This is a genomic window from Pontibacter korlensis, assembly GCF_000973725.1.
Classification (GTDB): Bacteria; Bacteroidota; Bacteroidia; order Cytophagales; family Hymenobacteraceae; genus Pontibacter; species Pontibacter korlensis.
The window spans coordinates 1,164,305-1,186,320 of the sequence record NZ_CP009621.1 but is presented as its reverse complement, the minus strand read 5'-3'; the positions used below and the strand labels follow the sequence as shown (position 1 = coordinate 1,186,320).

General features: G+C 47.8%; 23 protein-coding genes. 6 read left to right on the top strand and 17 right to left on the bottom strand.

From position 1 onward, the window contains the following. Window positions 1-45: 45 nt before the first annotated feature. From PKOR_RS04905 to mfd, 4 genes are all read right to left on the bottom strand, one after another. Entirely contained in the window at window positions 46-480 is a 435-nt protein-coding gene (locus tag PKOR_RS04905; RefSeq protein ID WP_046309471.1) for a hypothetical protein, read from the bottom strand. Window positions 481-674: 194 nt separating this feature from the next. Beyond that, window positions 675-1,529, bottom strand: coding sequence for a hypothetical protein (locus PKOR_RS04900; protein WP_046309470.1), 855 nt, complete (start codon window positions 1,527-1,529; stop codon window positions 675-677). A 164-nt stretch (window positions 1,530-1,693) separates the two neighbouring features. After that, entirely contained in the window at window positions 1,694-2,101 is a 408-nt protein-coding gene (locus tag PKOR_RS04895) for a response regulator (protein ID WP_046309469.1), read from the bottom strand. A gap of 262 nt (window positions 2,102-2,363) precedes the next feature. Further along, window positions 2,364-5,735, bottom strand: coding sequence for a transcription-repair coupling factor (gene mfd / locus PKOR_RS04890; protein WP_046309468.1), 3,372 nt, complete (start codon window positions 5,733-5,735; stop codon window positions 2,364-2,366). Between the two features lie 78 nt (window positions 5,736-5,813). On the opposite strand from mfd, the gene PKOR_RS04885 reads away from it, so the two are divergent. Continuing rightward, window positions 5,814-6,416 (top strand): hypothetical protein, encoded by a 603-nt coding sequence (locus tag PKOR_RS04885; protein WP_148561632.1) that lies wholly within the window; start codon window positions 5,814-5,816, stop codon window positions 6,414-6,416. 72 nt (window positions 6,417-6,488) lie between these two features. On the opposite strand, the gene PKOR_RS04880 is transcribed toward PKOR_RS04885, so the two are convergent. From PKOR_RS04880 to PKOR_RS04865, 4 genes are all read right to left on the bottom strand, one after another. After that, window positions 6,489-6,956, bottom strand: coding sequence for a VOC family protein (locus PKOR_RS04880; protein WP_046314098.1), 468 nt, complete (start codon window positions 6,954-6,956; stop codon window positions 6,489-6,491). Window positions 6,957-7,106: 150 nt separating this feature from the next. Next, window positions 7,107-7,451, bottom strand: coding sequence for a hypothetical protein (locus PKOR_RS04875; protein ID WP_046309465.1), 345 nt, complete (start codon window positions 7,449-7,451; stop codon window positions 7,107-7,109). A 269-nt stretch (window positions 7,452-7,720) separates the two neighbouring features. Beyond that, window positions 7,721-8,422 (bottom strand): haloacid dehalogenase type II, encoded by a 702-nt coding sequence (locus tag PKOR_RS04870; protein WP_046309464.1) that lies wholly within the window; start codon window positions 8,420-8,422, stop codon window positions 7,721-7,723. 223 nt (window positions 8,423-8,645) lie between these two features. Then, window positions 8,646-10,055, bottom strand: coding sequence for a mechanosensitive ion channel family protein (locus tag PKOR_RS04865; RefSeq protein ID WP_046314097.1), 1,410 nt, complete (start codon window positions 10,053-10,055; stop codon window positions 8,646-8,648). 235 nt (window positions 10,056-10,290) lie between these two features. On the opposite strand from PKOR_RS04865, the gene PKOR_RS04860 reads away from it, so the two are divergent. Beyond that, window positions 10,291-10,809 carry a DUF2911 domain-containing protein gene (locus tag PKOR_RS04860; protein ID WP_046309463.1) on the top strand — a complete coding sequence of 173 codons (519 nt, stop codon included), beginning with the start codon at window positions 10,291-10,293 and terminating at the stop codon, window positions 10,807-10,809. A gap of 77 nt (window positions 10,810-10,886) precedes the next feature. Here PKOR_RS04860 and PKOR_RS04855 read toward each other — a convergent pair whose 3' ends face one another. After that, the gene (locus PKOR_RS04855; RefSeq protein ID WP_046309461.1) at window positions 10,887-11,822 is read right to left on the bottom strand and encodes a glutamate--tRNA ligase family protein; all 936 of its coding nucleotides are present in this window, start codon (window positions 11,820-11,822) and stop codon (window positions 10,887-10,889) included. 199 nt (window positions 11,823-12,021) lie between these two features. Here PKOR_RS04855 and PKOR_RS04850 point away from each other — a divergent pair, with 199 nt between their 5' ends. After that, window positions 12,022-12,981: a sterol desaturase family protein gene (locus tag PKOR_RS04850; protein WP_046309460.1), complete on the top strand. Its 960-nt coding sequence runs from the start codon at window positions 12,022-12,024 to the stop codon at window positions 12,979-12,981. Window positions 12,982-13,050: 69 nt separating this feature from the next. Here the strand turns inward: PKOR_RS04850 and PKOR_RS04845 are convergent, their stop codons facing one another. The 8 genes from PKOR_RS04845 to PKOR_RS04810 all read right to left on the bottom strand — a co-directional run bounded on the left by PKOR_RS04845 (window position 13,051) and on the right by PKOR_RS04810 (window position 17,701). Beyond that, the gene (locus PKOR_RS04845) at window positions 13,051-13,686 is read right to left on the bottom strand and encodes a hypothetical protein (protein ID WP_046309459.1); all 636 of its coding nucleotides are present in this window, start codon (window positions 13,684-13,686) and stop codon (window positions 13,051-13,053) included. A gap of 118 nt (window positions 13,687-13,804) precedes the next feature. Further along, window positions 13,805-14,719, bottom strand: coding sequence for a pirin family protein (locus tag PKOR_RS04840; protein WP_046309457.1), 915 nt, complete (start codon window positions 14,717-14,719; stop codon window positions 13,805-13,807). Between the two features lie 51 nt (window positions 14,720-14,770). Next, entirely contained in the window at window positions 14,771-14,953 is a 183-nt protein-coding gene (locus PKOR_RS04835; protein ID WP_148561631.1) for a hypothetical protein, read from the bottom strand. A gap of 81 nt (window positions 14,954-15,034) precedes the next feature. Further along, window positions 15,035-15,682 (bottom strand): DUF4369 domain-containing protein, encoded by a 648-nt coding sequence (locus PKOR_RS04830; RefSeq protein WP_071843112.1) that lies wholly within the window; start codon window positions 15,680-15,682, stop codon window positions 15,035-15,037. A 10-nt stretch (window positions 15,683-15,692) separates the two neighbouring features. Next, window positions 15,693-16,055, bottom strand: a complete 363-nt coding sequence (locus tag PKOR_RS04825; protein WP_046309453.1) for a nuclear transport factor 2 family protein — start codon at window positions 16,053-16,055, stop codon at window positions 15,693-15,695. 186 nt (window positions 16,056-16,241) lie between these two features. Beyond that, the gene (locus tag PKOR_RS04820) at window positions 16,242-16,445 is read right to left on the bottom strand and encodes a hypothetical protein (RefSeq protein ID WP_046309451.1); all 204 of its coding nucleotides are present in this window, start codon (window positions 16,443-16,445) and stop codon (window positions 16,242-16,244) included. 253 nt (window positions 16,446-16,698) lie between these two features. Then, on the bottom strand, window positions 16,699-17,253 hold the full coding sequence (locus PKOR_RS04815; protein ID WP_046309450.1) for a lipocalin family protein: 555 nt from the start codon (window positions 17,251-17,253) through the stop codon (window positions 16,699-16,701). A 16-nt stretch (window positions 17,254-17,269) separates the two neighbouring features. Beyond that, complete coding sequence (locus PKOR_RS04810; RefSeq protein WP_046309449.1) at window positions 17,270-17,701, bottom strand: GNAT family N-acetyltransferase; 432 nt, start codon at window positions 17,699-17,701, stop codon at window positions 17,270-17,272. A gap of 224 nt (window positions 17,702-17,925) precedes the next feature. On the opposite strand from PKOR_RS04810, the gene PKOR_RS04805 reads away from it, so the two are divergent. The 3 genes from PKOR_RS04805 to PKOR_RS04795 all read left to right on the top strand — a co-directional run bounded on the left by PKOR_RS04805 (window position 17,926) and on the right by PKOR_RS04795 (window position 21,945). Continuing rightward, a complete protein-coding gene (locus PKOR_RS04805) occupies window positions 17,926-18,423 on the top strand; it encodes a YajQ family cyclic di-GMP-binding protein (RefSeq protein ID WP_046309448.1) in 498 nt (165 codons plus the stop codon). 173 nt (window positions 18,424-18,596) lie between these two features. Beyond that, entirely contained in the window at window positions 18,597-19,379 is a 783-nt protein-coding gene (locus PKOR_RS04800; RefSeq protein WP_046309447.1) for a TerC family protein, read from the top strand. Window positions 19,380-19,626: 247 nt separating this feature from the next. Further along, window positions 19,627-21,945 carry a M20/M25/M40 family metallo-hydrolase gene (locus PKOR_RS04795; protein WP_046309446.1) on the top strand — a complete coding sequence of 773 codons (2,319 nt, stop codon included), beginning with the start codon at window positions 19,627-19,629 and terminating at the stop codon, window positions 21,943-21,945. The last annotated feature ends 71 nt before the right edge of the window (window positions 21,946-22,016 follow it).

The following is a 22,016-nucleotide window of genomic DNA, read 5'->3' as shown; positions in this document are numbered from 1 at the left end:
GTATAACCGGCTTTTATCTTTTCGAGCCTACTTGTAAAGTATAAGCTAATCTTCATAGTCTTGCCAGAAGCCATCGTAGTGGCGTGGCGGACGGCGGCGTGGGTGTGGCATGGTCGGATCTTCATACCAACGGTCTTCCACACGCTGGTTGCCTGGGTCGAAATGCACATCGCGCTGGCGCCAGATTGGCTCAGGCGGGCGTTGCCCCTCCCAAGGGTGTTGCTGCTGAGGATGCTGGTTAAAGTGGTTTGGATGTTGGCGTTGCTCTGGCAGCCACTCCTCACGATGGTAACGTCCTTCCTGCTCAAATCTGCCAATATCCTCTTGCTGCCAGTCCTGCCGATGCAGGTTTATAGCGGGTACAGGCTCTCCCCAGCGGCTCCTGAAGTCGTTGAAGTGCTCCGGATGGTGCGGGTGCCGTCTGTGGCGCTGGTGCTCCCAGTGGTGCGGGTGTCTTGGGTCTTGCTCTTCGTGATGCATGCTGTGTCTCTTAAATGGTCAAATAAATACCTGACAGGCCATGGTTCTAAAGTGTACGGCGTGGTAATCAGGAGGTTCCTTTTAAGATAAGCAGGAATAGCCAAAATAACAAAAGCCAGCTGCGGCTGGCTTTTGTTATTCACTACTAAAACTAATCTACTACCAAATCTACCTAATCTTGTGGCATATACGGCTTAGCGGCGATAGCGTTCATTTCTGTCGGTATCGTCGTAGTAATTATCCTTGCCGGAGTCAGTCTCGTCTGCCCAGCGTGGTCCTCCTTCGTAGCCTCTGTCGAAGCTGCGGTCGCGGTACGGCTCAGAGCCGTAATGCTTTCTGGAGCTGATGCGGTCAGCCTGTGACCTGTGTGGGCCACGTGGATGATAATCCGGATCATCGGAGTGCCAGATGTCGTTCCAGGTATCCTTTACCCGGTCCATAAAGCCACGGTCGTCGCGGTGGTGGTGTCGGTTTGGAGCGTCGTCGTTGTTGTCTGGAGTATAGCGACCTTCGCGGTACCAGTTATGCGAGCCACTGCCGTAACGGTAGTCATCTTCTTTGTAACGGCTACTGCTACCAGGGCCTTCGCGCCACTGGTCGTTCTGATAATTGTTTACATCTCCGTGTTTGTTCTGCAGCGAGTCGCCTGGTGCATGAGGGCGGCGCATATCGTGCTGCATGCTGTGCTGGTATGTATCGTTGTTACGGTCGCCGTGGTTCAGGAACTGGCGCTCGTCGCGGTATGCGCTACCAGCGCGGCTGCCGTAGTGGTCGTTCAGGTGAGCATTCTGCCCTTGGTTGTAAGAGCTGTTGCTGGCGCCTCCTTTGCGGTAATCCTGGTCGTAACGGTTTCTATCTTGCGCTCCGCGAGGGTTAGGGCCTGTGTGGAAAAAATTGCCTTCGCCCCAGTTGCGGTCGTTAGGCCGGCCACGATAGCTGTAGCGCTGTGAGCTATTTTGGTTCTGCTGTTGATCCTGATTATACAGATCGCGTCCTATATCCTGATTGTTTTTATCATCCTGGTTGAGATTCAAAGGTTTGTCTGCCATAGCTTTATTCTTATATTGTCGTTTTACAATGCTTAAATCCACAAATACGTGGTTTTATTTTTACGGCAATGCGGAGGCTATAGTTAACTGACTGCTTCTCAAAAAAACAGCGGCACCCTTTTTAAAAGGATGCCGCTGCTATAGCTCATCTTGAAATACAGGCGCTAAAAATACTCTTGAAAGATCTCCCGTACATCGGCCTCTGCCAATGGCTTAGAGTAGTGCCTGCGCACATCCGGAAAAGCTTTCAGTTTTTCAAGGTCGTAGAAACTGGCTGAAGAGGTTAGCATCAGCAGTACAGTATTGCTCTTTTGCTCAGGTGTAAATTTCTGGTACTCCTCCAGAAACTCAAAACCATCCATAACCGACATCTTGATATCTACAAAAATGAGATCCGGGCGTGGGTAGCCTTCTACACTGGCAAATGCATGCTCCAGGTAATTCAGGGCCTCCTCACCGTTCATCACTACCCGTATATCAGAAGCGGCATCCAGGCGAGAAAGCAAACGGTGATTCAGGTAATTGGTGGTTTCGTCGTCGTCTATCAGAAGTATCGTGTTCAGCTGTCTCATGGTGGCGTACTCTAAATAGATATATTGTATTTCTTTCTTTATACTTAAGCCTAACTTTCTAGAGCATTATTCTCTCCTGGTTAAGCTATGCTATTTGCAAACTATAATTCTGGCAGTGGCCACTGTTTTATGTAAACCCATGCGCAGAGGTTTCGGTACAAGGCGTTTAAATTAAACCTTAATTTCTGCAAAGACAAGTTATGTCTGCGGCACGCTCATTATGCCTACCGTAGACATGCTCTTTGAGTCAAGGCTTGAACATCTATACAGAGGTTACGGCAGCCACTCCAAACCCCTCGAAAACCTCTTTTGCGTCAGTTATATTCTGGATGTCCTCTACGATAACGATTAGTTTATCCTTAGCTTCTTTTAAGCGTGAGCGGCGAGGGTGCTGCTGCACGTACTTCAGGATGTTGCCAAACACGTCTGACTGGAAGTATTTGTCGTTGTTCTCGCTTGGCAAATAACCTTTCATCGTTTCCTTTTTGATCGTTAGCTTTTCGAATCCGAGCTGCTGTGCCTGCCATCTTAGCTTTACGATCTCTACCAACTGCTGCACAGCCTCTGGCAGTGGTCCAAAACGGTCTATTATACTTGCCGTGAGTCTGTCTAGCTCTTCCAGACTCTTCACGCTGTCGAGTTTGCTATAGAGATTCAGGCGTTCAGAGATATTGCTTACGTAACTCTCCGGAATCAGCACCTCCATATCGGTTTCGATATTACACTCACGCACAGGTTCGATAAACTCGGCCAGGTTATCTTTCAAGAACAGCTCACGGAACTCGGTTTCCTTCAGCTCTTTAATAGCATCGTCGAGTACCTGGTGGTACATCTCGAAACCAAGGTCAGTAATGAAACCACTTTGTTCGCCGCCCAGCAGGTTGCCAGCTCCACGAATGTCGAGGTCGCGCATTGCAATTTTAAAGCCTTCGCCCAGGTCGGAGAATTCTTCAAGTGTACTCAGGCGCTTGCGCGAATCTGAAGGAAGGCCCGCTACTGGTGGTGTAAGCAGGTAACAGTAAGCTTTTTTGTTTGATCTACCAACGCGACCACGCATCTGGTGCAGGTCCGATAAGCCAAACATGTGGGCGCGGTTGATGATGATGGTGTTGGCGTTCTCAATGTCCAGACCAGACTCAATGATGTTAGTCGATACCAGCACATCGTACTCCCCATTCACGAACTTCATCATGCGCTTCTCCAGCTTCTCAGGCTCCATTTGCCCGTGGGCATAGGTTACTTTGGCGTCTGGTACATGGCGCAGGATCATGTCAGCAATCTCCTCAATATCTTTGATGCGGTTATGTACAAAGAATACCTGGCCGCCACGCTTCATCTCGTTTACAACAGCATCACGGATCAACGTTTCGTCGAACACGTGCAGCTCTGTTTTAACCGGCTGGCGGTTTGGCGGCGGTGTGGCAATAACCGAAAGGTCGCGGGCCCCCATCAGCGAGAAGTGCAGCGTTCGTGGTATTGGTGTGGCAGTAAGTGTTAGGGTATCAACGTTCACGCGCATCTCCTTCAGCTTATCTTTTGTCTTCACGCCAAACTTCTGCTCCTCGTCAATAATCAGCAGGCCCAGGTCCTTAAACTTCACATCCTTGCTCACGATGCGGTGCGTGCCGATGAGTATGTCTACTTTGCCTTCGGCAACACGCTTCAAGGTTTCTTTGGTATCCTTGGTGGTTTTAAAGCGGTTGATGTAATCTACAGTGACCGGGAACTGCTCTAGCCTATCGCGGAAGGTGCGGTAGTGTTGCATGGCAAGTATGGTTGTCGGTACTAGCACGGCCACTTGCTTGCCGTCGCAGGCAGCTTTGAAAGCGGCTCGTATAGCTACCTCTGTCTTACCAAAACCCACGTCGCCGCACACGAGGCGGTCCATTGGGTGCGGTTGCTCCATATCGGCCTTCACGTCCTCAGTGGCTTTGCCCTGGTCTGGAGTGTCTTCATAAATAAACGAAGACTCCAGCTCAGCCTGTAAAAAGCCATCCTTGCTAAAAGCATAACCTGGTGCCGCTTTGCGTTTGGCGTAAAGGCTGATTAGCTCGTGAGCAATATCTTTAACCTTGCTTTTGACCTTCTTCTTCTTATTCTCCCACTCCGGCGAGCCCAGTTTGCTCATACTTGGCGGGCCACCTTCTTTGCCGCTATACTTGCTTATCTTGTGCAGCGAGTGAATGCTGACATAAAGCAAATCGTCGTCGCGGTATACCAGGCGAATCGCCTCCTGCAGGCGGCCTCCTACTTCCACCTTCTCCAGGCCTGCAAAGCGGCCAATGCCATAATCTACGTGAGTTACGTAGTCGCCGGGCTGCAGCGAGCGCAGCTCCTTCAGCGTCATGGCCTTGGTTTTGGAATGCCCGGTTTTGGCCTTGTGCTGGTAAAAGCGATCAAACAGCTGGTGATCGGTATAGCAGGTTATTTTGAGCGACTGGTCGATGAAGCCCTCGCGCAGCGAAACAGGCAGGTGCTGGAAACGCACGTCGTGGTCCAGCTCATCGAAGATCATGGTCAGGCGGTTGATCTGGCGCGGCGAATCGGTTGCAATGACGTTCACATAGCCAGCCCCCTGCTGCTCGTGCAGGTCTTTTACCAGACGCGTAAAGTCTTTGTTGAACGAAGGCTGCGGCTTGGCTTTTAGCTGTATTACCTCAGCAGACCTAAAGTGAAAGCGCTTACCTATCTCCACCACGTTATAGTTTTCCAGAAGCTGCTTAAACTGCTTCTGCGTCTGGAAAAGCTGCTCTGGGTCCGACACAATCTGCATACCACCGCTACCGGACATCATCTTCTCAAAGCTATGCGAAGCCTTGTCGAAGTACTCGTCTATCACATCCAGTGTCAGGCGAATGTCCTTAAACCAGATGGTGGTATTGCTGGGCAGAAAGTCTAAGAAAGCCTCACGCGTTTCCTGCAGCAGCTTCGTCTGTACATTGGGTATAATGGAGATGGCTTTCTTCGTCTCAACCGACAGCTGCGTATCAGGGTCGAAGGTACGTATACTTTCAATCTCGTCGCCGAAGAGTTCGATGCGGTACGGCAGGTCGTTCGCATAAGAAAACACGTCCACAATGCCACCGCGCACAGCATACTGGCCCGCCTCGTACACAAACTCGGTACGCTCAAAGCCATACTCAGCCAGCATCTCACTTAGGAAAGCTGTATCCAACTTCTCGCCCACCTTGGCTCCCAATGTATTCTCTACCAATGACTTTTTGTTGATCACCTTCTCGGTGAGCGCCTCCGGGTAGGTTACGATTAACTCGCCTTTGCCTGTCTTCTGGTTCAGGCGGTTAAGCACCTCGGCACGCATAAGTATATTAGCGTTCTCGGTGTCGTCGAAACTGTAGGGGCGCTTGTAGGAAGTCGGGAAGAGTAAGATCTCCTGGGTCTCGCCAAGCAGGTTCTTAAGGTCAGTATAGAAGTATGCGGCCTCCTCTTTGTCGTGCATTACAAAGAGCTGGTGCTGTGGATTCAGCGTGTAGATTGCCGACGCCAGCACAGAATCCTGGCTTCCTGCCAGGCCCTTTATCTGTAGTCGGTAAGCTTTATTTGCTTTTAGCCGCTCTGCGATGGTCTGCACCTCGCCATCGAGGCGGTAAAGCTCTAGGAAATCAGTTACTTTCATTCAGCTATATAACAAAACAGCAAAGGCAGAACACAAGGCTTCTGGATGCCGCGTTCTGCTATTCTTCTTCACAAAGATATGAATAATCATTTCTCTATACCTGAACATGCTGAAGGTGTAGAAGGTTGCGGAGAAGAGAGGTTTCGAAGGTATAAATGTAGTAAAACACAGGCAGAAAAACTGTACCTTGTACTAATGGAAACACCTCTACTTCGATACAGGTTAACAGAGCCCCTGGGACTTAGTACAAGGGTTTGTGCTATCATTATTGCGGCAGGAGGCATAGCACTTTCGTTAACTCAACCTTTTGCAGGAGTACTACTAATTGCTGCCGGAATCTTTCCGTTTCTTTATTTCAAATGCCTTGAGATAGATCTATACAAAGGCACCTATTGTGAGGGTGTAAATCTTATGGGCTTCACAATCGGACATCGGGAGCCTTTTCCCGGTATAAAGTGCATCTTCCTGAAGAAGAACAGAACGATTAGTGGTTCCTCAAGGTATTCTTGGTCACCTACCACTTCCACTTCTTTTGATGGTTACCTGTGGCTGGAGGATGGTACAAAAATCCTGTTGTCACAGGACAGCAAAAAAGAAAGAGCAATGCTTAAACTACAGCCCTTTGCAGAGGAGCTGCAGACAGAAATAAGAGATCTGACTGCTCCTCTGTCGCAAGTTTAGCATCAGTATAATTTGAAACCTACTATGATGCCAGTTACTGCTGCGCTTAAACTGGCATCATAGTTTGCAGGTCTATCTACCAAGCTTATCGTTGTTTACCTCAATCCAGTGGCCATCCGGGTCCTGAAAATAGATTTGCTTTACGCCATCTGGCCGAACCGTAGGTGCTTTGGCAGTACCCGGCCAGTTAGAATAGTTTACCTTGTGCTTGTCGAGATGTGCTATAAAATCCTCTATAGACTCGACACTAAAGCATAAGTGGTCGTTTTTATCCCTTTTAACATTCTGTGGCGCGCCCTGTATGAGGTGCAGTTGGCCGGCGTCACCAAGTGTGAACCAGGTGTGCAGCCCATCGTGGAACGGCTCTGGTATTTGTTCCAGCTGAAGTACGTTTTCGTAAAAATTGGTGCTGGTCTTAAGGTCGTGCACGTAAACGGCAATATGGTTAAGCCTGATATTTGGCTTTGACTGTGCCTTAGCGTAGTGGCTGGCAAAGCCTATAAGGCAGCAGGAGAAGGCGAAAAGAGCTATGCGTTTCATGGCAGGAATAGCGGTTAGAGTGTTTAAGAAGTTGTGCGGTTTTACCATCAATTCAAGACTCTGGCTGTACCGCTTCCTAAGTTAAGGAAAAACACAAACAAATGTACTTGGAAGCTTTCAGAGCTGCCCGCTGAGGGTTGAGGTCTGACATTAAAAGTATCCCATTATCCATAGCAAGATTAAGGAAAGAAGCACGTTCATAACGGCAGCATTTAGCAGTTGTTCTTTATTGTTACGCATAGCCACACCAAACAAGGATACTAGGGCAAAAGCAATGGGAACAAACATCAAAGTGTCGAAAATGCCTGCTTTCTGCTTCAGTTCCTGCTCTACATTGTTAGCCTTAACGTATCCAGTTCTTACTATCCTAAATAAGCGTGTAGTAATCAGGCGCACTGAGTCTGGCTTGTATGGATCAAAGGCCTGTATCCTGTTGAAAGGGTAGCAATAGTTCTCTGTAAAAAGGATTATGTTGTCTAGCTGACTCTTATGCACTGAGCCTGTAAATCTGACTCGGGTAGTCACATATACTTCTTCTCTCTCAAGAATTCTTTCATGATGAATGCTGTAAGGAAGTATAAAAAAATCGAGGCAAGCAAGTAGAGATAAAGCCAAGCAAACAATGTTGAACCACCTGCAAGCCTGTAGTACCGAATGAGGGTAACTATTAGCGTACGCCATTGTAAGGCAATATAGGCAGAAGCTAATAAAAAGTAAAAGCAATAAGCTGTAGTTACAGAGACAATTTGCTCAACGCTGCCTTACTATTCCATCTTAACCAACTGCTCTGCCAGTTCCAGTAGGGTAGGGGTTGTAAGCTCTGGCTTTGGGGCCAATGGGTAAAGCGCCTGACCGGGGCGGGAAATAAAGGCAGCTCTTGCCCCTGCGCGTAAGGCTCCGGCTATGTCCCAGCCGTGAGCGGCTACCATCATTACCTCCTCCAGCTTAACTCCTAACTGATCAGCGGCATACTGATAGGGGCTGCTGTGGGGCTTGAATTTCTCTACGCTGTCCACACTGTACGTATCCTCAAAAAAGCGCTTTAGTCCTACTTTCTCTAAGTGAGGTATGCTTGATTTAGCAGGAGAGTTGGTAAGAGTAGCCAATCTGAAACCGGCCTGCTGTAGCTTCTCTAAACCGGGTATCACATCGGGGTGCGGTTGAGTTTCTTTGACCATATTTACCAGCTCCTTCTGCTTTTCCTCTGGTATATCTTTCCCAATTTTTTCAGCTGTCATGCGCATCACAGCCTGGCCTACTTCGCTGAAATTATGATACGTGTTTGTCACATTCTCTACAAGCGAGTACTCCAGAAGCAGTGCAAACCACAATTTAAAAGCCAGTTCATTTCCAAAGGTTTCGTTTACGGCCTTTTGCATATCCGACATGTCGAGCAGAGTTTCGTTTACATCGAAAAGTAGAACAGCAGGACGACCTTTGTTTGAGTTTAAATTAGTATTAGGCATCTGATTCTTGTTTAGAGAAAACAACAGGTGTTTTTTAGCCTACGCGTTGGCAGTGGCTGGGGGTTGACTGTATACTTGTTTTCTGCTGCTATACGCTGAGCTCAATAGGTATGAGTTGCTACATACCACGCACCCCGATTACGATAAAACATTGGCCAGGCTTGTGGAGCAGGAGAAGGAGCTGTAACACCGCTGTTTTCCCAACTGTACTTGAGGAAGTTTGCTAGCGCATTTCTTCGTTACTGCCGTCCATAAATCTTGCTTCCACAGGCACACCGCCTGAGTTGATAAACTGCACCTGCTGCCGAGGGTATACCGGTATGATCTTGTTGGCATACTCTGGTTTGTTTACTTCCTGGGTCAGGCGTAGTGTTAACTCGCTCTTCCATTTTCTGCGCTCCCGGGCACCTACCAGGTAACGGACGGTAATATTTGTCCAGGACTCTTCTAATGAAATAAAAACTTGTGGCTTGTCCGGTACATTATAGTCCAGGCCGGAGCGCTTGAGCAGCGTTGCGTAGTTTCTGGCAGGCTCTATCATGTAATCACCTAGTAGCTGCCCAGCAGTAGATTCTAACACTTGCATCGAAAGCTGAATGTCCGATTCGTTTGCTACGGCAAAAGCTAGCTCATCCCACACATAGGGGAAATCACGAGTGAGGTTGATGACGGTGCCAGTCAGGATCTCGTTGTTCGGGAATGTAACCAAGCGGCCTGTAGGCTGCTCTGCCTGTACAAAGCCAGCTTGGTAGGGTGCCCCAATCTCCCAAACAGTTGTCGTTAGAAAATCTATCCGGAAAACGTCGCCAAACACATCGCCCACACGTACCCGGTCTCCTACACGGTAGTAGCCCTGAAAGGAGTTCAGAAGCCAGCCTGTAAAGCTCTCTATGGGCGTTTGCAGCGACCACGATAGCGCTAAACCTATCAGACCCAATGAACCAACCAACGCGCGTATATCACCGGCCACCACGCTCAGTGCCACACCAATTGCCAGCAGCCACACAGTGATTGATACCAGCGAAATAATAGCGTCGGACTTTGCCCAGCGACCTAATACTTTCTGAAGAAGCATCTTCAGCAGGCGTACAAAGAACCAAGCTAATAGCAGGGTGCCTAAGGCAATCAGCATTTTGGGCAGGTTATAGAAGAAACTATCCCACAGGCCTTGTAAAGCACCGATAGCCTCGTCAGTAGCCTCTTTGCCAGAGAGGACGGCTGTGGTGTCTTCTGCAGGAAGTCCAGTATCTGGGGGTACCAAATCTGCTACAGCTATTTCCTCTACAACAGCTACTGAGTCATCAGTAGCCTGCTCCTGTCCGGGCTCCACCTCCTGCGCTAAACCCGCCTCGCTGGGCGAAAAAATCAACATGATAAACCCGGTAATAGCTACTGCCAAAATAGAAGCCTGCCTGAAGTTCTTTAACCTGTTTTTTGCGCCCTCTACTGCCGAGCCTCGCGTTACCCGTCTCTTTCTATTATTTCTGGTAACCCTCTTTCTTGCCTGTGCACTTCGGCCGGTGCTGTAGGTCGTTCTTTGGCCTGTATCATAGTTATCACGGCCATATGTTTTCTGTTGGGATGGTGTGCGAGTGGTTATTCTTGTTCTCCTGTTGTTGTAGGCTGAGGGCATAGGCATTCTTGTTTGATATCGTCTACGTGGCTGTTTTAGCCTTCACCTACCTATACGGATGAAAGCTACAGGAGACGTTTGTTGACATGCAAGGCCTGAGGTAAGCCAGTCTTTAGGCTCAAAATTTTACGTTTGCTGAAGTTTTATGCCTATATAAAGACCAAGTTATCCGTATTTTTTCATCCTTAAGATTTTCTTTTACGTATTTGCGCTTTGGACTAAAGCTGTAAAAATTATGAAAAGATCAAAAGTTCTAAATTTATGCATGATGCTGATGTTCGGCATTTTCGTGGCTTTTAATGCCCATGCACAGGAAACAAAGGCAAGTCCTCCTGCCACAGCTTCCGGTAAAATAGGAGATGCTACTGTTACAGTTAACTACAGTAGTCCATCTGTAAAAGGGCGCACTATCTGGGGCGAACTGGTACCATATGGTAAAGTATGGCGCGCTGGCGCTAACGAGGCCACCACAGTAACATTCGATAAGGATGTGATGGTAGAGGGGGAGGGATTAGCAGCAGGCACCTACAGCTTCTACACCATACCTGGTGAAGATGAGTGGACAGTGATCTTTAACAAAACCGCTAAGCAGTGGGGCACTCAGTACGACGAGAAGCAGGACGCGCTCCGTGTGCAGGTTACTCCCCGCGAGGCCTCCTCTATGAACGAACGTTTAGCCTACGGAGTAACAGATGATGCGCTTCTGCTACGTTGGGAGAACCTGGAGGTGCCTATTAGCATTCAGGCAAAGTAGTTAAGCCTAAAGAAGTATAAATAAAGCGGCAGTTGCTATAAAGCGGCTGCCGTTTTGTTTTACGTTTGATCGCAGGTTTACTCTACAACCTTTGCCTTTAGGCTAGGGTAGTCAGCCATGTGCAACCTCTCCAGCTGGAAGTTATCCAGGAAGCTTTTAGCGTCTTCTACACCCGCCTCTTGCCAACCCAAGGTTTGAGCCAGGATTTGCCAGAAAGCTTTGCTGCTAAGGCCGCTTTTGCGCATTTCCGCAATAGAAAGCGAGTCGTGAGACTTAGAAAGCTTTTCGCCTGTTGGCTCCAGCACAAGGGGGTGGTGCACAAAATTTATACTTAAAACCTCCTCCGCGCCGAGTTGCTGAGCCATATAAAGCTGTGCTGCCGTAGAGTAAAGCAGGTCTTCGCCCCGTACCACGGTGTTTATTTTCATTTCCAGATCGTCGGCAAGAGAGGCAGTCTGGTAGGCTGGTATTCCTTCTTTGCGGCGCACCACAAAGTCAGGCATCTCCTCGGCCAACTTTACTGTACAGCTTTGCAGAAGCCGGTCCTGAAAAGTTATTTCTGTGCCTTCTGGTATTTCTATGCGCCAGGCAATGTCTGGCAGGTGTAGCGGGAGCCGCTCATGGCGGCAGGTGTGCAGGTTGCAGTTGCTCATGGGCAGGCTGCTTAACTGCTTACGGGAGCAGGGGCAGGCATACACCACGCCTTTTTTTACAAGCTGTTGCAGCAAGGTATGGTAGCCAGGTATGCGCAGGTGCTGCGAGTGGTTCTTCAGAAAGTCCTCTGCGTTTGCTGGCCCTTCATCATAATCCAAGCCCATAAAGTGCAGCGTATCGAAAATATCTTGCAGATACTCCTGCCTAAAACGGGCATTGTCCAGGTCATCAATACGAAGTATAAGTATACCGTTTTGCTGCCGTGCCAGCGCCCATGTAATAGCAAACGAAAGGGCATTGCCCAGGTGCAGGAAACCACTGGGTGTGGGGGCAATACGTGTTCTAAGCTTATGGTCCATACCATGATTGTTAATGGATACATAAATTTATGAGAAAGGCTCCATTTCTGCCAATCAGCCGCGAAAAGTATGGCCATTGCGGCTAGGTAAAGCTGCAGCGGGTGTAGAACTTTGGGATAATTTTACGTAAATTAGAGAATTCTGAAGTGCCCTAATATTTGGTGGTACTCATCACTCTTCACTTTACTGACTGATTTGTATGGAGATCTTGTTTGACCAGATGCCCAACCCTTTCACTTATTTTGTGCCGCTGTTTTTTCTGCTCATTGCAGGAGAGGCCTACATTAGTTACCGGGAGGATAAGGAGCTTTACAGCCTGAAGGACTCTTTAGCCAGTACTTGGGTAGGATTAGGGGCAGCCGCGTTGAATACACTTACTAAAGCTTATCAAATCGGGTTATTTTTCCTGTTTTACAAGCTGTTTGAACCGCTGCGTGTCGAGTACCTGGGGTATGAAAACCTAGGCTGGGCCTGGTGGGTGTGGGTACTCTGCCTTATCGGCGACGACTTTAACTTTTACTGGCACCACCGTTTCTGCCACACGATCCGTATATTCTGGGCAGCACACCTGGTGCACCACTCCTCCGAGAAATTTAACTTGGGTACAGCCTTCCGCAATGGCTGGACGATCTTTATGTACAAGCCTATCTACTGGATCTGGATGCCTATACTTGGCTTCAACCCGGTGATGATCGCGCTGTGTATGTCTTTCAACTCAATTTACCAGTTTTTCCTCCACTCTACACTGGTGCCAAAAATACCGGTGTTTGGGCAGATATTTAATACACCATGGGTACACCAGGTGCACCATGCCTGTAACGTAGAGTACCTCGACCGTAACCATGGCGGTATTCTTATTATCTGGGATAAGTTATTTGGCACCTTCCGTGATAAAGAAGTAGCGCTGGAGACAAAATTTGGTGTACTGCACCCGCCAACCAAGCACGACCCTATCACGCTGAACTTCCACGAGTTTAACGATATCTGGAAAGATGTGAAAAGCGTGAAGTCCTGGAGAGCGAAGTTTATGTATGTGTTTGGCCCTCCGGGCTGGAGCCACGATGGCAGCCGTAAAACTTCTAAGCAATTACAGCAGGAGTGGATGGCAAGCCAGCAGCTGACTTCTTCAAAAGAAGAAAAAGCTGAACTAGTAGCGTAAGATATAAACAGAACGGCCTGGAAGTATAGCGATGCTTTCAGGCCGTTCTGTTTTCAATTCAATCCTATTTTAATATGTAGCTAGTATATACTTGTCTTTGCGGAGCTTCCGGAAGAGTGCACGTGCCAGGTGGTTGTTTAGCGTATCAAAGCCGGCATATACACCGGTTACAACAGAGTTAGCATACCATACAGGCTTTAGAGTATGCACGTCAATGAGGTAAGCGTGGTAAGCTGCATTGGGCTGTGGGTTTGCGGTAGTGCTGCTTACGTTGTCGTAATGCACAGTAGTATAATCAGTGGTATGCCAGTAACCGCTTTGGTTTATGAGTAGGATACCATCCACGCCTGTTGCCTGCACTTTCTGCAGAAACTCTCTGTAACCTATATCCGTGTTGATCTCAAATAAGTCGGATGACTTTACCAGGCGGGTCTGTGCATTCTCCCGGTTAAAATTGCGAACAAGCGTTTTCTCCAGCTGATTGCGGTACATGGACCTCTCCAGGTTATTGAACTTGCCCCTGATGTGCTCTTCATAGGTAGCTGAGTCAAGCTGGCTGAACTCGCTGTTGGTATAAACTACCAAAGGCATGAAACCTACATAATACTTTTCGGGCTTTGTTACCTTGGCAGTAGAGGTAGAGGTGCTGGCACAGCCGGAGAGGATTAAAACACAGAGTAAAAGGGTAGGTAGTACAGTTTTCATAAGCGAAGGGGTTTTGTGGAGGTATTACTTAAAATAAATAAATTATATAGCGAATTACAATTATTTTAGTCCCAGCCCTTCTGCCTTAGTAAAGCTATAGCATCACACCTTTGCTGCCTCAGGAAAGTGCTTGTGGCGATGGATCTCCGGCTGGCTTGGAACGTTCTTCCGGAAGTGGAACAAACTCCTGATTGTCGTTAGGAGGTAGCAAGATTCTTCCTTCCTTCCAGTCTGCCTTGGCCTGTTCTATTCTTTCTTTTCTGGAAGAAACAAAGTTCCACCAAATGTACCGCTCACCTAGTGGCTCACCGCCTAACAGCATAAGAGTGGAGGCTTCTTTGGCCGTAAGTACTGGGTCTACCCCTTTGTTAAAGACAAGCATTTGCCCTGCAGTATATGTGCGCCCGGAGACCTCTATACTTCCTTTGGCAATATAGATACCACGCTCGGTATGGCCAGTTGGCAATCCAAACCTTGCTCCTTGGTCTAAAACAACATGCAGGTAAAACAGGGGGGAATGTGTTTTCACGTCGTTCCTCATTCCGAACGCATCGCCTGCTATCAAGCGCATCCATACGCCTGTATCTGTAAATATCGGGAGCTGCTCAGGCTTGTAATTATCAAAAGAGGGCGCCGATTCTTCTTCTTTCTCCGGTAGGGTTACCCAGGTCTGTATCATCTCCAAAGTGCCTCCTGCCAGTGCAGCTGGGTCTTCAAACCTTTCGGAGTGTGCAATGCCGCTTCCGGCTGTCATCCAGTTTACTTCCCCCGGCCTGATTACCTGCTGTACGCCTAAGCTATCACGATGCGTCACCTGGCCACCGAAGAGGTAGCTAACGGTAGATAGTCCGATATGCGGATGCGGCAGTACATCCATGGATGTGGCTATTGCAGGCTGTACATCTACAGGGCCTGCGTGGTCCATAAAAATGAAAGGGCCAACCATCCTGCGCAGACGGAAGGGGAGTATCCTTTTTACATCCATTCCTGGACCTAGTGATGCCTTACGGGCTTCTATAACGATATCTAACATAGCGAATTAGCTTAATTTACCTATAGAACGAGAGTTGCTGTGATTTGATAATTATAGCAGATGAAGCGAACTGACATTGTCTATAACCAGGCGAAGTGGTACTATTTCATCTTCACGGCATAGAGTAACATGAGCTGAGATCAGCTTGTACTGCTCAGGATTATACTTAGCTCTGATGCCTTCGATGACAGTGTTGTTCTCAGTAAGGAATAAGGTGAACTGATGCCTGGTCATATCCATCCTAATATTAGGTGGGAAAATTAACGAGCCAGAGCTAAAGGCTGTAAGGCCTTTGTTTTACAAATCTGACCACGGCTATTCCTTATTCGGCTGAAGGTATTCAGAAATCCGCCTTCCGTACATAGTCTCTCTTCTAGTTTCAGACAAAAGGCTAAAAAGCTTTGCTGTTTCTTCCCTGCCAAAAGCTTCTTTATGCTTGTCCAGAAGGAATACGCTTAGGAAGGAGGAGCTAGGGCTTTGCTGAATAAAGCTCATGATTTTTTCCAGGCCACCTGGAGGTAAGGAGAGTAACTGCATAAAGTCCTGTTGTGTCTCAGAGCCTGTTACCTTTGCCTCATGGAGTTTGCCCCTTTCACCCTCAAGTATAATTTGGCTGTTCTCAAGCCATAGTACAGTTGCATCTGATAATCTATACTCTTTAAAAGCGCCATCGGCTGTATAAAAAGGTCCTTTAAACCCAATCATCGTATAAAGTACCTTGTCGTGTAATTGCCCCTGAAACTCAAAGCGACCATTCTTAACAAGTGCAGAGTCCAGCAGTGGGGGAGTAGTACTCTTAAGGTATATCCAGGTATCTTCTTCCACACCACTCACTGTACCTGATACTGTGTAGCTGCCGGTTGAGGACGTGTGTTTTCTAGCAGCGCAAAAGCTCAGAGTTAAGAGACTTAATAGAAGAATAGGAGTTGTAAGTTTGTTCGTAGGTTTTTGACTTGAGTTCATAATCGATAGCTTATTCTGTTGGGATTGGCAACTTGTGTTGCCTTAGGAACGAAAGCTTGTCCCAATAGCCTCTTTGAAGCTTGATTTTGTCATCGACAATATGAAAGAAGCCACACCCTCTAAGACCTAAAGGATCCTTCCATTCTAGTATTCCCCAGTCCCCATCTTCAAAGATGTTCTCTACTATACATGTCATTTCTGCAGTAGAAAACTCTTGGGCAAACATTTGCCTGATCGCTTCTTTTCCTACAATGGGTTCGTTGGCTACCTGGTGATTTACAGCATCAGCATGATAAAACTCAGCTATCTCGTCTGCATCTCCCTTATTAAATGCTTCAACCCATCTACTTATCAGTTCTTTTGGCCTTATCATACTCTTATCTCCATGAAGTATAACATACTCGTTTAAACTGAGCAGTACATTAGCGGCTTAGTGTTGTTGATGGTAGAATTGTCATCAGTCCTACAGAAAATTACGGCTGCCATTAAAACGGGTACTGCCCAACCAACACAACTCATCAGCTTTACAGACCAGTGTATACTTAGCTCACCCTTATACTTACGTCCAAAGTTTATATATCGCAGCAGCTAGTCCTATACTCAGCAACACTAGTAGGAGGATGTTGGCGTAGAGAGGAATTCGAGCATTTTGAATTGCTTTGGGGTCTGTTACATTGCCAGTAAGAACGGCTAAAAGAGTAGCATTGATGATGGTTAATACCTTATTGGTGCTGTACCACATTTCTCTGATTCCAATTGTCATAGTTGTTGAGTAACGTGAAGTAGAATTTAGTACTATTCTGTTACAATATAGCGCTTTGTCTGATAAAATCCAGTGCTTCTGTTTTTATAAAACAGGCTTAGAGTCGCGCCCGCACTATCTGTTGCCACAGTTCTGGAGAAAACTTGTATGGCGGCTTTATTGATAGTGGACTTAGGCTAGGGCAACAAAAAAACGCAGCTGCCAAAGTATAAAAACTCTTGCAGCTGCGTCAGGTTTTTGATTATGTAGAGGTTTACTCTTGTGTAAAGCAGCTTTGGTCGGTAAGTAATAGTCGCTCTACCGGAAATCCTTTTTGCTCGGCTAACTGCACAAGCTGTTCCATTACGTCCTGGTCTAGTTTAGGAGTGCGGGAGAGAATCCAGAGACTTTCGCGATCGGGGGAGCCAACCATAGCATATTGGTAGTCGGGGTCTAGCTCCAGTATCCAGTAATCGCCGCGGAAGGGCCAGAAGAACTGCACACGCAGCTTGCTGTTGTTGCTGCCTTCTACCGGAAAACCTTTGCCTTCGGCCTTATCTAGCTTACCGCTAGGGCCACCTTTGCGGCAGTAGTTGTGCACCTCCAGGTAGCCGTCGGGGTTTTGCTTATACTCTGCATACACGCAGTGGCAGCCTTTTTCGAAGCGCTGTGGCAGACGGGAAATTTCGTACCATCGGCCTTCATACTTGTCCAGGTCTACACTGGTTACTGTATCGAGCGGAGCATGACTGCGGCTACAGCTACTGATTATGGCCATGCCAGCCAGCACAGCGCCAGCTCCTATCCATAGTTTCGTTTGTTTTCTCATAGTTTTTGAGGTGTCGTCAAAGCTGTTTGGCCATACGGTAGTGCTGTATAGAGCCAAACAGCAGGTATGTTTTTTCTACTACCTCATACCCGTTGCGGCGGTAAAAGTTTACAGCATAGTCTCGGGCTTCCAGTGTCATTCGCTCAGCGCCCAGCGCACGCGCACGCTCCTCCAGGTACCTAATTAGTTTATTGCCAAGTTGCTTACCCTGCTGGTCTTTCCTGATTCCCATCAGGCGCAGCTGCCCCTCCTGTAGTGTGTTCAGGTGTAGGCGGCATACTCCCACAGCCTCTCCTGCATCGTTCATAAGCATGGCATGTATGGCGGAGGCATCATCATCCAGGCGCTCGCTTCCTTCGGGCTGTCCCCAAGGTTCGCGCAGTGCCTGGTAGCGCAGGCGGTAATATTGTTCAAATTGTTCCGTTGTGGCAGGTTCTATTATTTTCATAGTTAGCCTATTCCTTTATCAGGTAAAAGGGTGTTTAAATACTTAGCTATACTTTAAAGGCTTCTGGTACATCAAACACTAGCTGGTACTTTGTGTGTTGCATAGCCTAGCGGTTCATGAAGCAACAATTAGAGATTTACTATGTTCTAACTTGGCCTCAAAAGAATAACTTTGTCGGTCTAATTTATGTAAATCAGTTTTTAAAGAATAACACTTAATCACCTATGGCATCTTTTGATATTGTAAGTAAAGTAGATCCGCAAACCATGGACAACGCCGTAAATGTTGCCCGCAAGGAAATTCTGAACCGCTATGACTTCCGCGACACGAAAGGCAGCCTTGAGTATGACAAGAAATCAAGTGTTGTGAACATTACCATGGAGAACGAAATGCGTGTGCAGCATACAGAGGATGTGCTCATAGGCAAAATGGTGAAACAAGGGTTGGATGCTACTGCACTGGATTTCTCTAAAGAGGCCTATCAGTCGGGTGCCATGCTGAAGAAAGATATTAAGGTAAAGGCAGGTATTGATAAAGAGACCTCCAAGAAGATCATGAAGATCATCAAAGACAGCAAACTGAAGGTGTCGCCTGCGATGATGGATGAGACGATACGCGTAACAGCTAAAAAGATAGATGACCTGCAGAGCGTAATAGCATTGCTGCGCAGCAATGCCGAAGAGATAGGTATGCCGCTGCAGTTCGTGAACATGAAGAGCTAAAATATGCTGCTGCCATTGATGACTGTTGCCTGCTGAAGTTGATTGTCTTACTCTTTAACCAGCAACAACAGTTGTGGAGCAGCAGGTGTATACTGTTTCCTGAAAACAGCGTACAGGCTGTTTAGGCTCTACACGTGTTAGAGGCAATCAACACAATAACAAATACTAAAACTATGGAAATATTTGCTAATCCGGACACCTGGATAAGCTTACTGACGCTAACCTTTATGGAGGTGGTGCTTGGTATAGACAATATCGTGTTCATTTCGATCATCGTGGGTAGGTTACCAAAAGAACAGCAGGCAAAGGGACGAAACATTGGCCTTAGCTTAGCGCTGATATTTCGGGTTATTCTGCTCTTGTTCATCTCCTGGATAGTTGGAGCCGGCGCGCCTATTTTCTCTATAAACCTTCCTTTTACGCAGGATGACTTTCCTGTTTCGTGGCGCGATATTATACTTTTTGCCGGTGGTCTGTTTCTACTGGCTAAGAGCGTTACCGAAATCCACAATAAGCTGGAAGGCGAGGAAGAGGGGCACGGCACTGCCAAAGTTCAGGCTACTTTGAGCAAGGTGCTGATACAGATCATCCTCATCGATATTGTTTTCTCTTTCGACTCTATTCTGACGGCTGTAGGCTTGGCGCAGGAGGTAATCATTATGATTATTGCTGTTATCCTGGCCATGGGTATCATGCTGATTTTTGCCAAGTATGTAAGCGACTTTGTGAACAAGCACCCAACTGTTAAAATGCTGGCTTTGTCGTTCCTGATTCTTATCGGTTTCATGCTGGTAGTAGAGGCGCTGCACCAGCATATTCCGAAAGGCTATATTTACTTTGCAATGTTCTTCTCGCTGATGGTAGAGATGCTGAACATGCAGTTGCGTAAGCGTTCTGAGCCTGTGCACCTGCGTCAAAGCGAGATCAGGGACCCAGAAAAGCACGAAGTTCTATAAGTTCCGCTGAAGCTTTGAAACACAACCGGCACCCCTGCTACAGGCGGTGCCGGTTGTGTTTTATACCTGTCTTAAAGAAGGGGCATAGAAAGCTGTAAATATTGACGTACTTCTTTGTAGATGTTACGGCTGCTGAAAGTGTGCTTGCTGACTCTTTGCTAAACTTGCTTTCCGCAAAAGCTACTGATGTAAAGCAACTTGCCGGCGTATTTTTTATATATTGGTTGCATACAATGCCTGCTTGATTATGCGCTATCGCCACACTTTTACAGCCGTTTTTCTGTTGCTGCTGCTTACAGGGTTAGCCCTGTTGAGCATCTGCCTTTTGGCACCTCCTGCTCCCAAGCCTGCCAGTGCGCCTGCTGCAGAATTTTCGGCAGAGCGGGCGATGCAGCACGTACAGCAGATAGCGCAGGAGCCACATGCTATGGGTACGGCAGCGCACGCTGAGGTAAGAGCCTACCTGATGCAGCAAATGCGGCAGCTGGGTCTGAATCCTGAAGTGCAGCAGGCAACCGCTGTAAACGGCCCTGAGCAGGCAGCCTCAGTAGGAAACGTGTATAACCTGATTGGTAGGCTCCAAGGCAATGGTGCAAGTAATAAGGCTATACTGCTGATGGCCCACTATGACTCGCAGCCGAATGCCCGTGGTGCAGGAGACGATGGCGCAGGAGTAGCCGCTATCCTGGAGACAGTTCGAGCCCTAAAGGCTATAGGGCCACTGGAGCACGATGTAATTGTACTACTGACAGATGGCGAAGAGTACGGCCTTTATGGTGCCAGGGCCTTTCTGAAGCACCCGTGGGCAAAGGAGGTGGCACTGGTGCTAAACTTAGAAGGCCGTGGCAACGATGGCCCAAGTATGACTTTTGAGCTTAGCCCTGAAAATGGTTGGGTAGCGGAGCAATATGCTGAGGCTGCGCCTCATCCTTTCTTCAGTTCATTAGCCTACGAGATTTACAGCCGAATGCCCAATGACACTGATTTTACTTTGTTCAAGGAGGCTGGTTATACAGGTCTAAACTCAGCCTTTATTGATGGCTTTGTGCACTACCACAAAAAGACAGATGACCCAGAAAATCTAAGCCTGAACAGCCTGCAGCACCATGGCAGTAACCTGCTGGCACTTACCCGCCACTTTGGCCACACGCCTTTGAATGAGACCAAAGCCCGCAACAAGGTGTTCTTTAACTTTATAGGCGGCTGGGTTATTACTTATAAATCGGGGCTTAACTTGCTGTGGGTTGCCCTGGTAACCATGTTACTGTTTGTTACACTGCGGGTAGCGCTTCGGAAAGAGGTGGTAAAAGTGCGTGGCGTTATAGCGGGTGTTGGGTTATACTTGCTAATGTTGGTGGTAACAGCTCTGCTCTTTTTCCCGATAAATGAGTGGGTTTGGAGTATGTTGCCATTGTCGCACCGGCATAATGGGTTGTACAGCAACGATGCTTTTTTTATGGCTTACCTACTGCTGGCACTGGCGCTGTTTCTTTTTATAAGTTGGCTGCTGTTATGTTGGGTGCGACTCCTCTCGCTGGTGCTGGGAGTGGTTATACTTCAGTACATATTACTGTTGGCTGTTTACCTAACAGCACCTAACGCTGCTTACCTGTTCCTGTTTCCGCTACTGTTTAGCCTGGGTGGTTTGTTAGCGGTGCTGCTGGCAGGGTGGAATGATGTTCATGGCCTGGGCCTAAGAAACGTTGTGATATTACTTTTGGCAAGTGTGCCAGCCATTTTCCTGCTGATGCCTATAGCAGAGGTAGTGTTCACCGCTTTTACGCTGCAACTGCCCTATGGGACGATTTTGCTGGTGCTACTTTTGGCAGGGTTACTGTTGCCACTGCTGGTCACGATAGAGCGTGGGTTTCGCTGGAAAAGTATACCACTGCTGCCTTTGTTGCTCTTATTAGCAGGTGGGGTGCAACTTGCTATGGCTGTAAAGGGAGAAAAGCCATCTGCCGAGCGGCCATTGCACAGCCACGTAAGCTACTACCTTGATGCCGATACAGGTAAGGCCTGGTGGGTATCCCGCTCCCAAACTACTGATGTCTGGAACCAGCAGTTTTTTTCGGCGGCTACCCAAGGGCCGCTGAAAGAGGTGTATCCGCATGCCTCTATCCAATACCTTAAAAACGAAACCACCACTTTAACTGTGCCTGCACCTGTGGTGGAGGTGCTCCAGGATTCTGTTGCCGAAAGCGAGCGCATGCTTCGGCTGCGATTAGCTTCGCCTCGCGGTGCAGCTCATTTGGAGGTGGCTCTGCAGCCACAAACACCAGATGCGCTGCAAAGTATAAGCCTGGCTGGCGAAGCATTAAAATTAGCACCGATAGAGGCTGGAACTGGCAAAGTATACTTCACCCGCCTGCATGGTTTGCCAGAGAGCAAAGAAGTAACTTTAGACTTGCAGCTAAATAAAGGTGCTCATCTAACACTGTACCTCTACGACCAGAGTATAGGCTTGCCGCAGGAGCTGGTAAAAGCACCTTGTCCTGCCCACGTTATACCGGATCAGGGGCGTGACAGCAACCTCACTGTAGTGCGGAAAAGTTATACTTTCTAAAACTAGTTTGGTAGGCTCTTCAGGTGCAATTATACTTTTATCAGAATCTGCTGAGTGGCCGAACCAAAGGG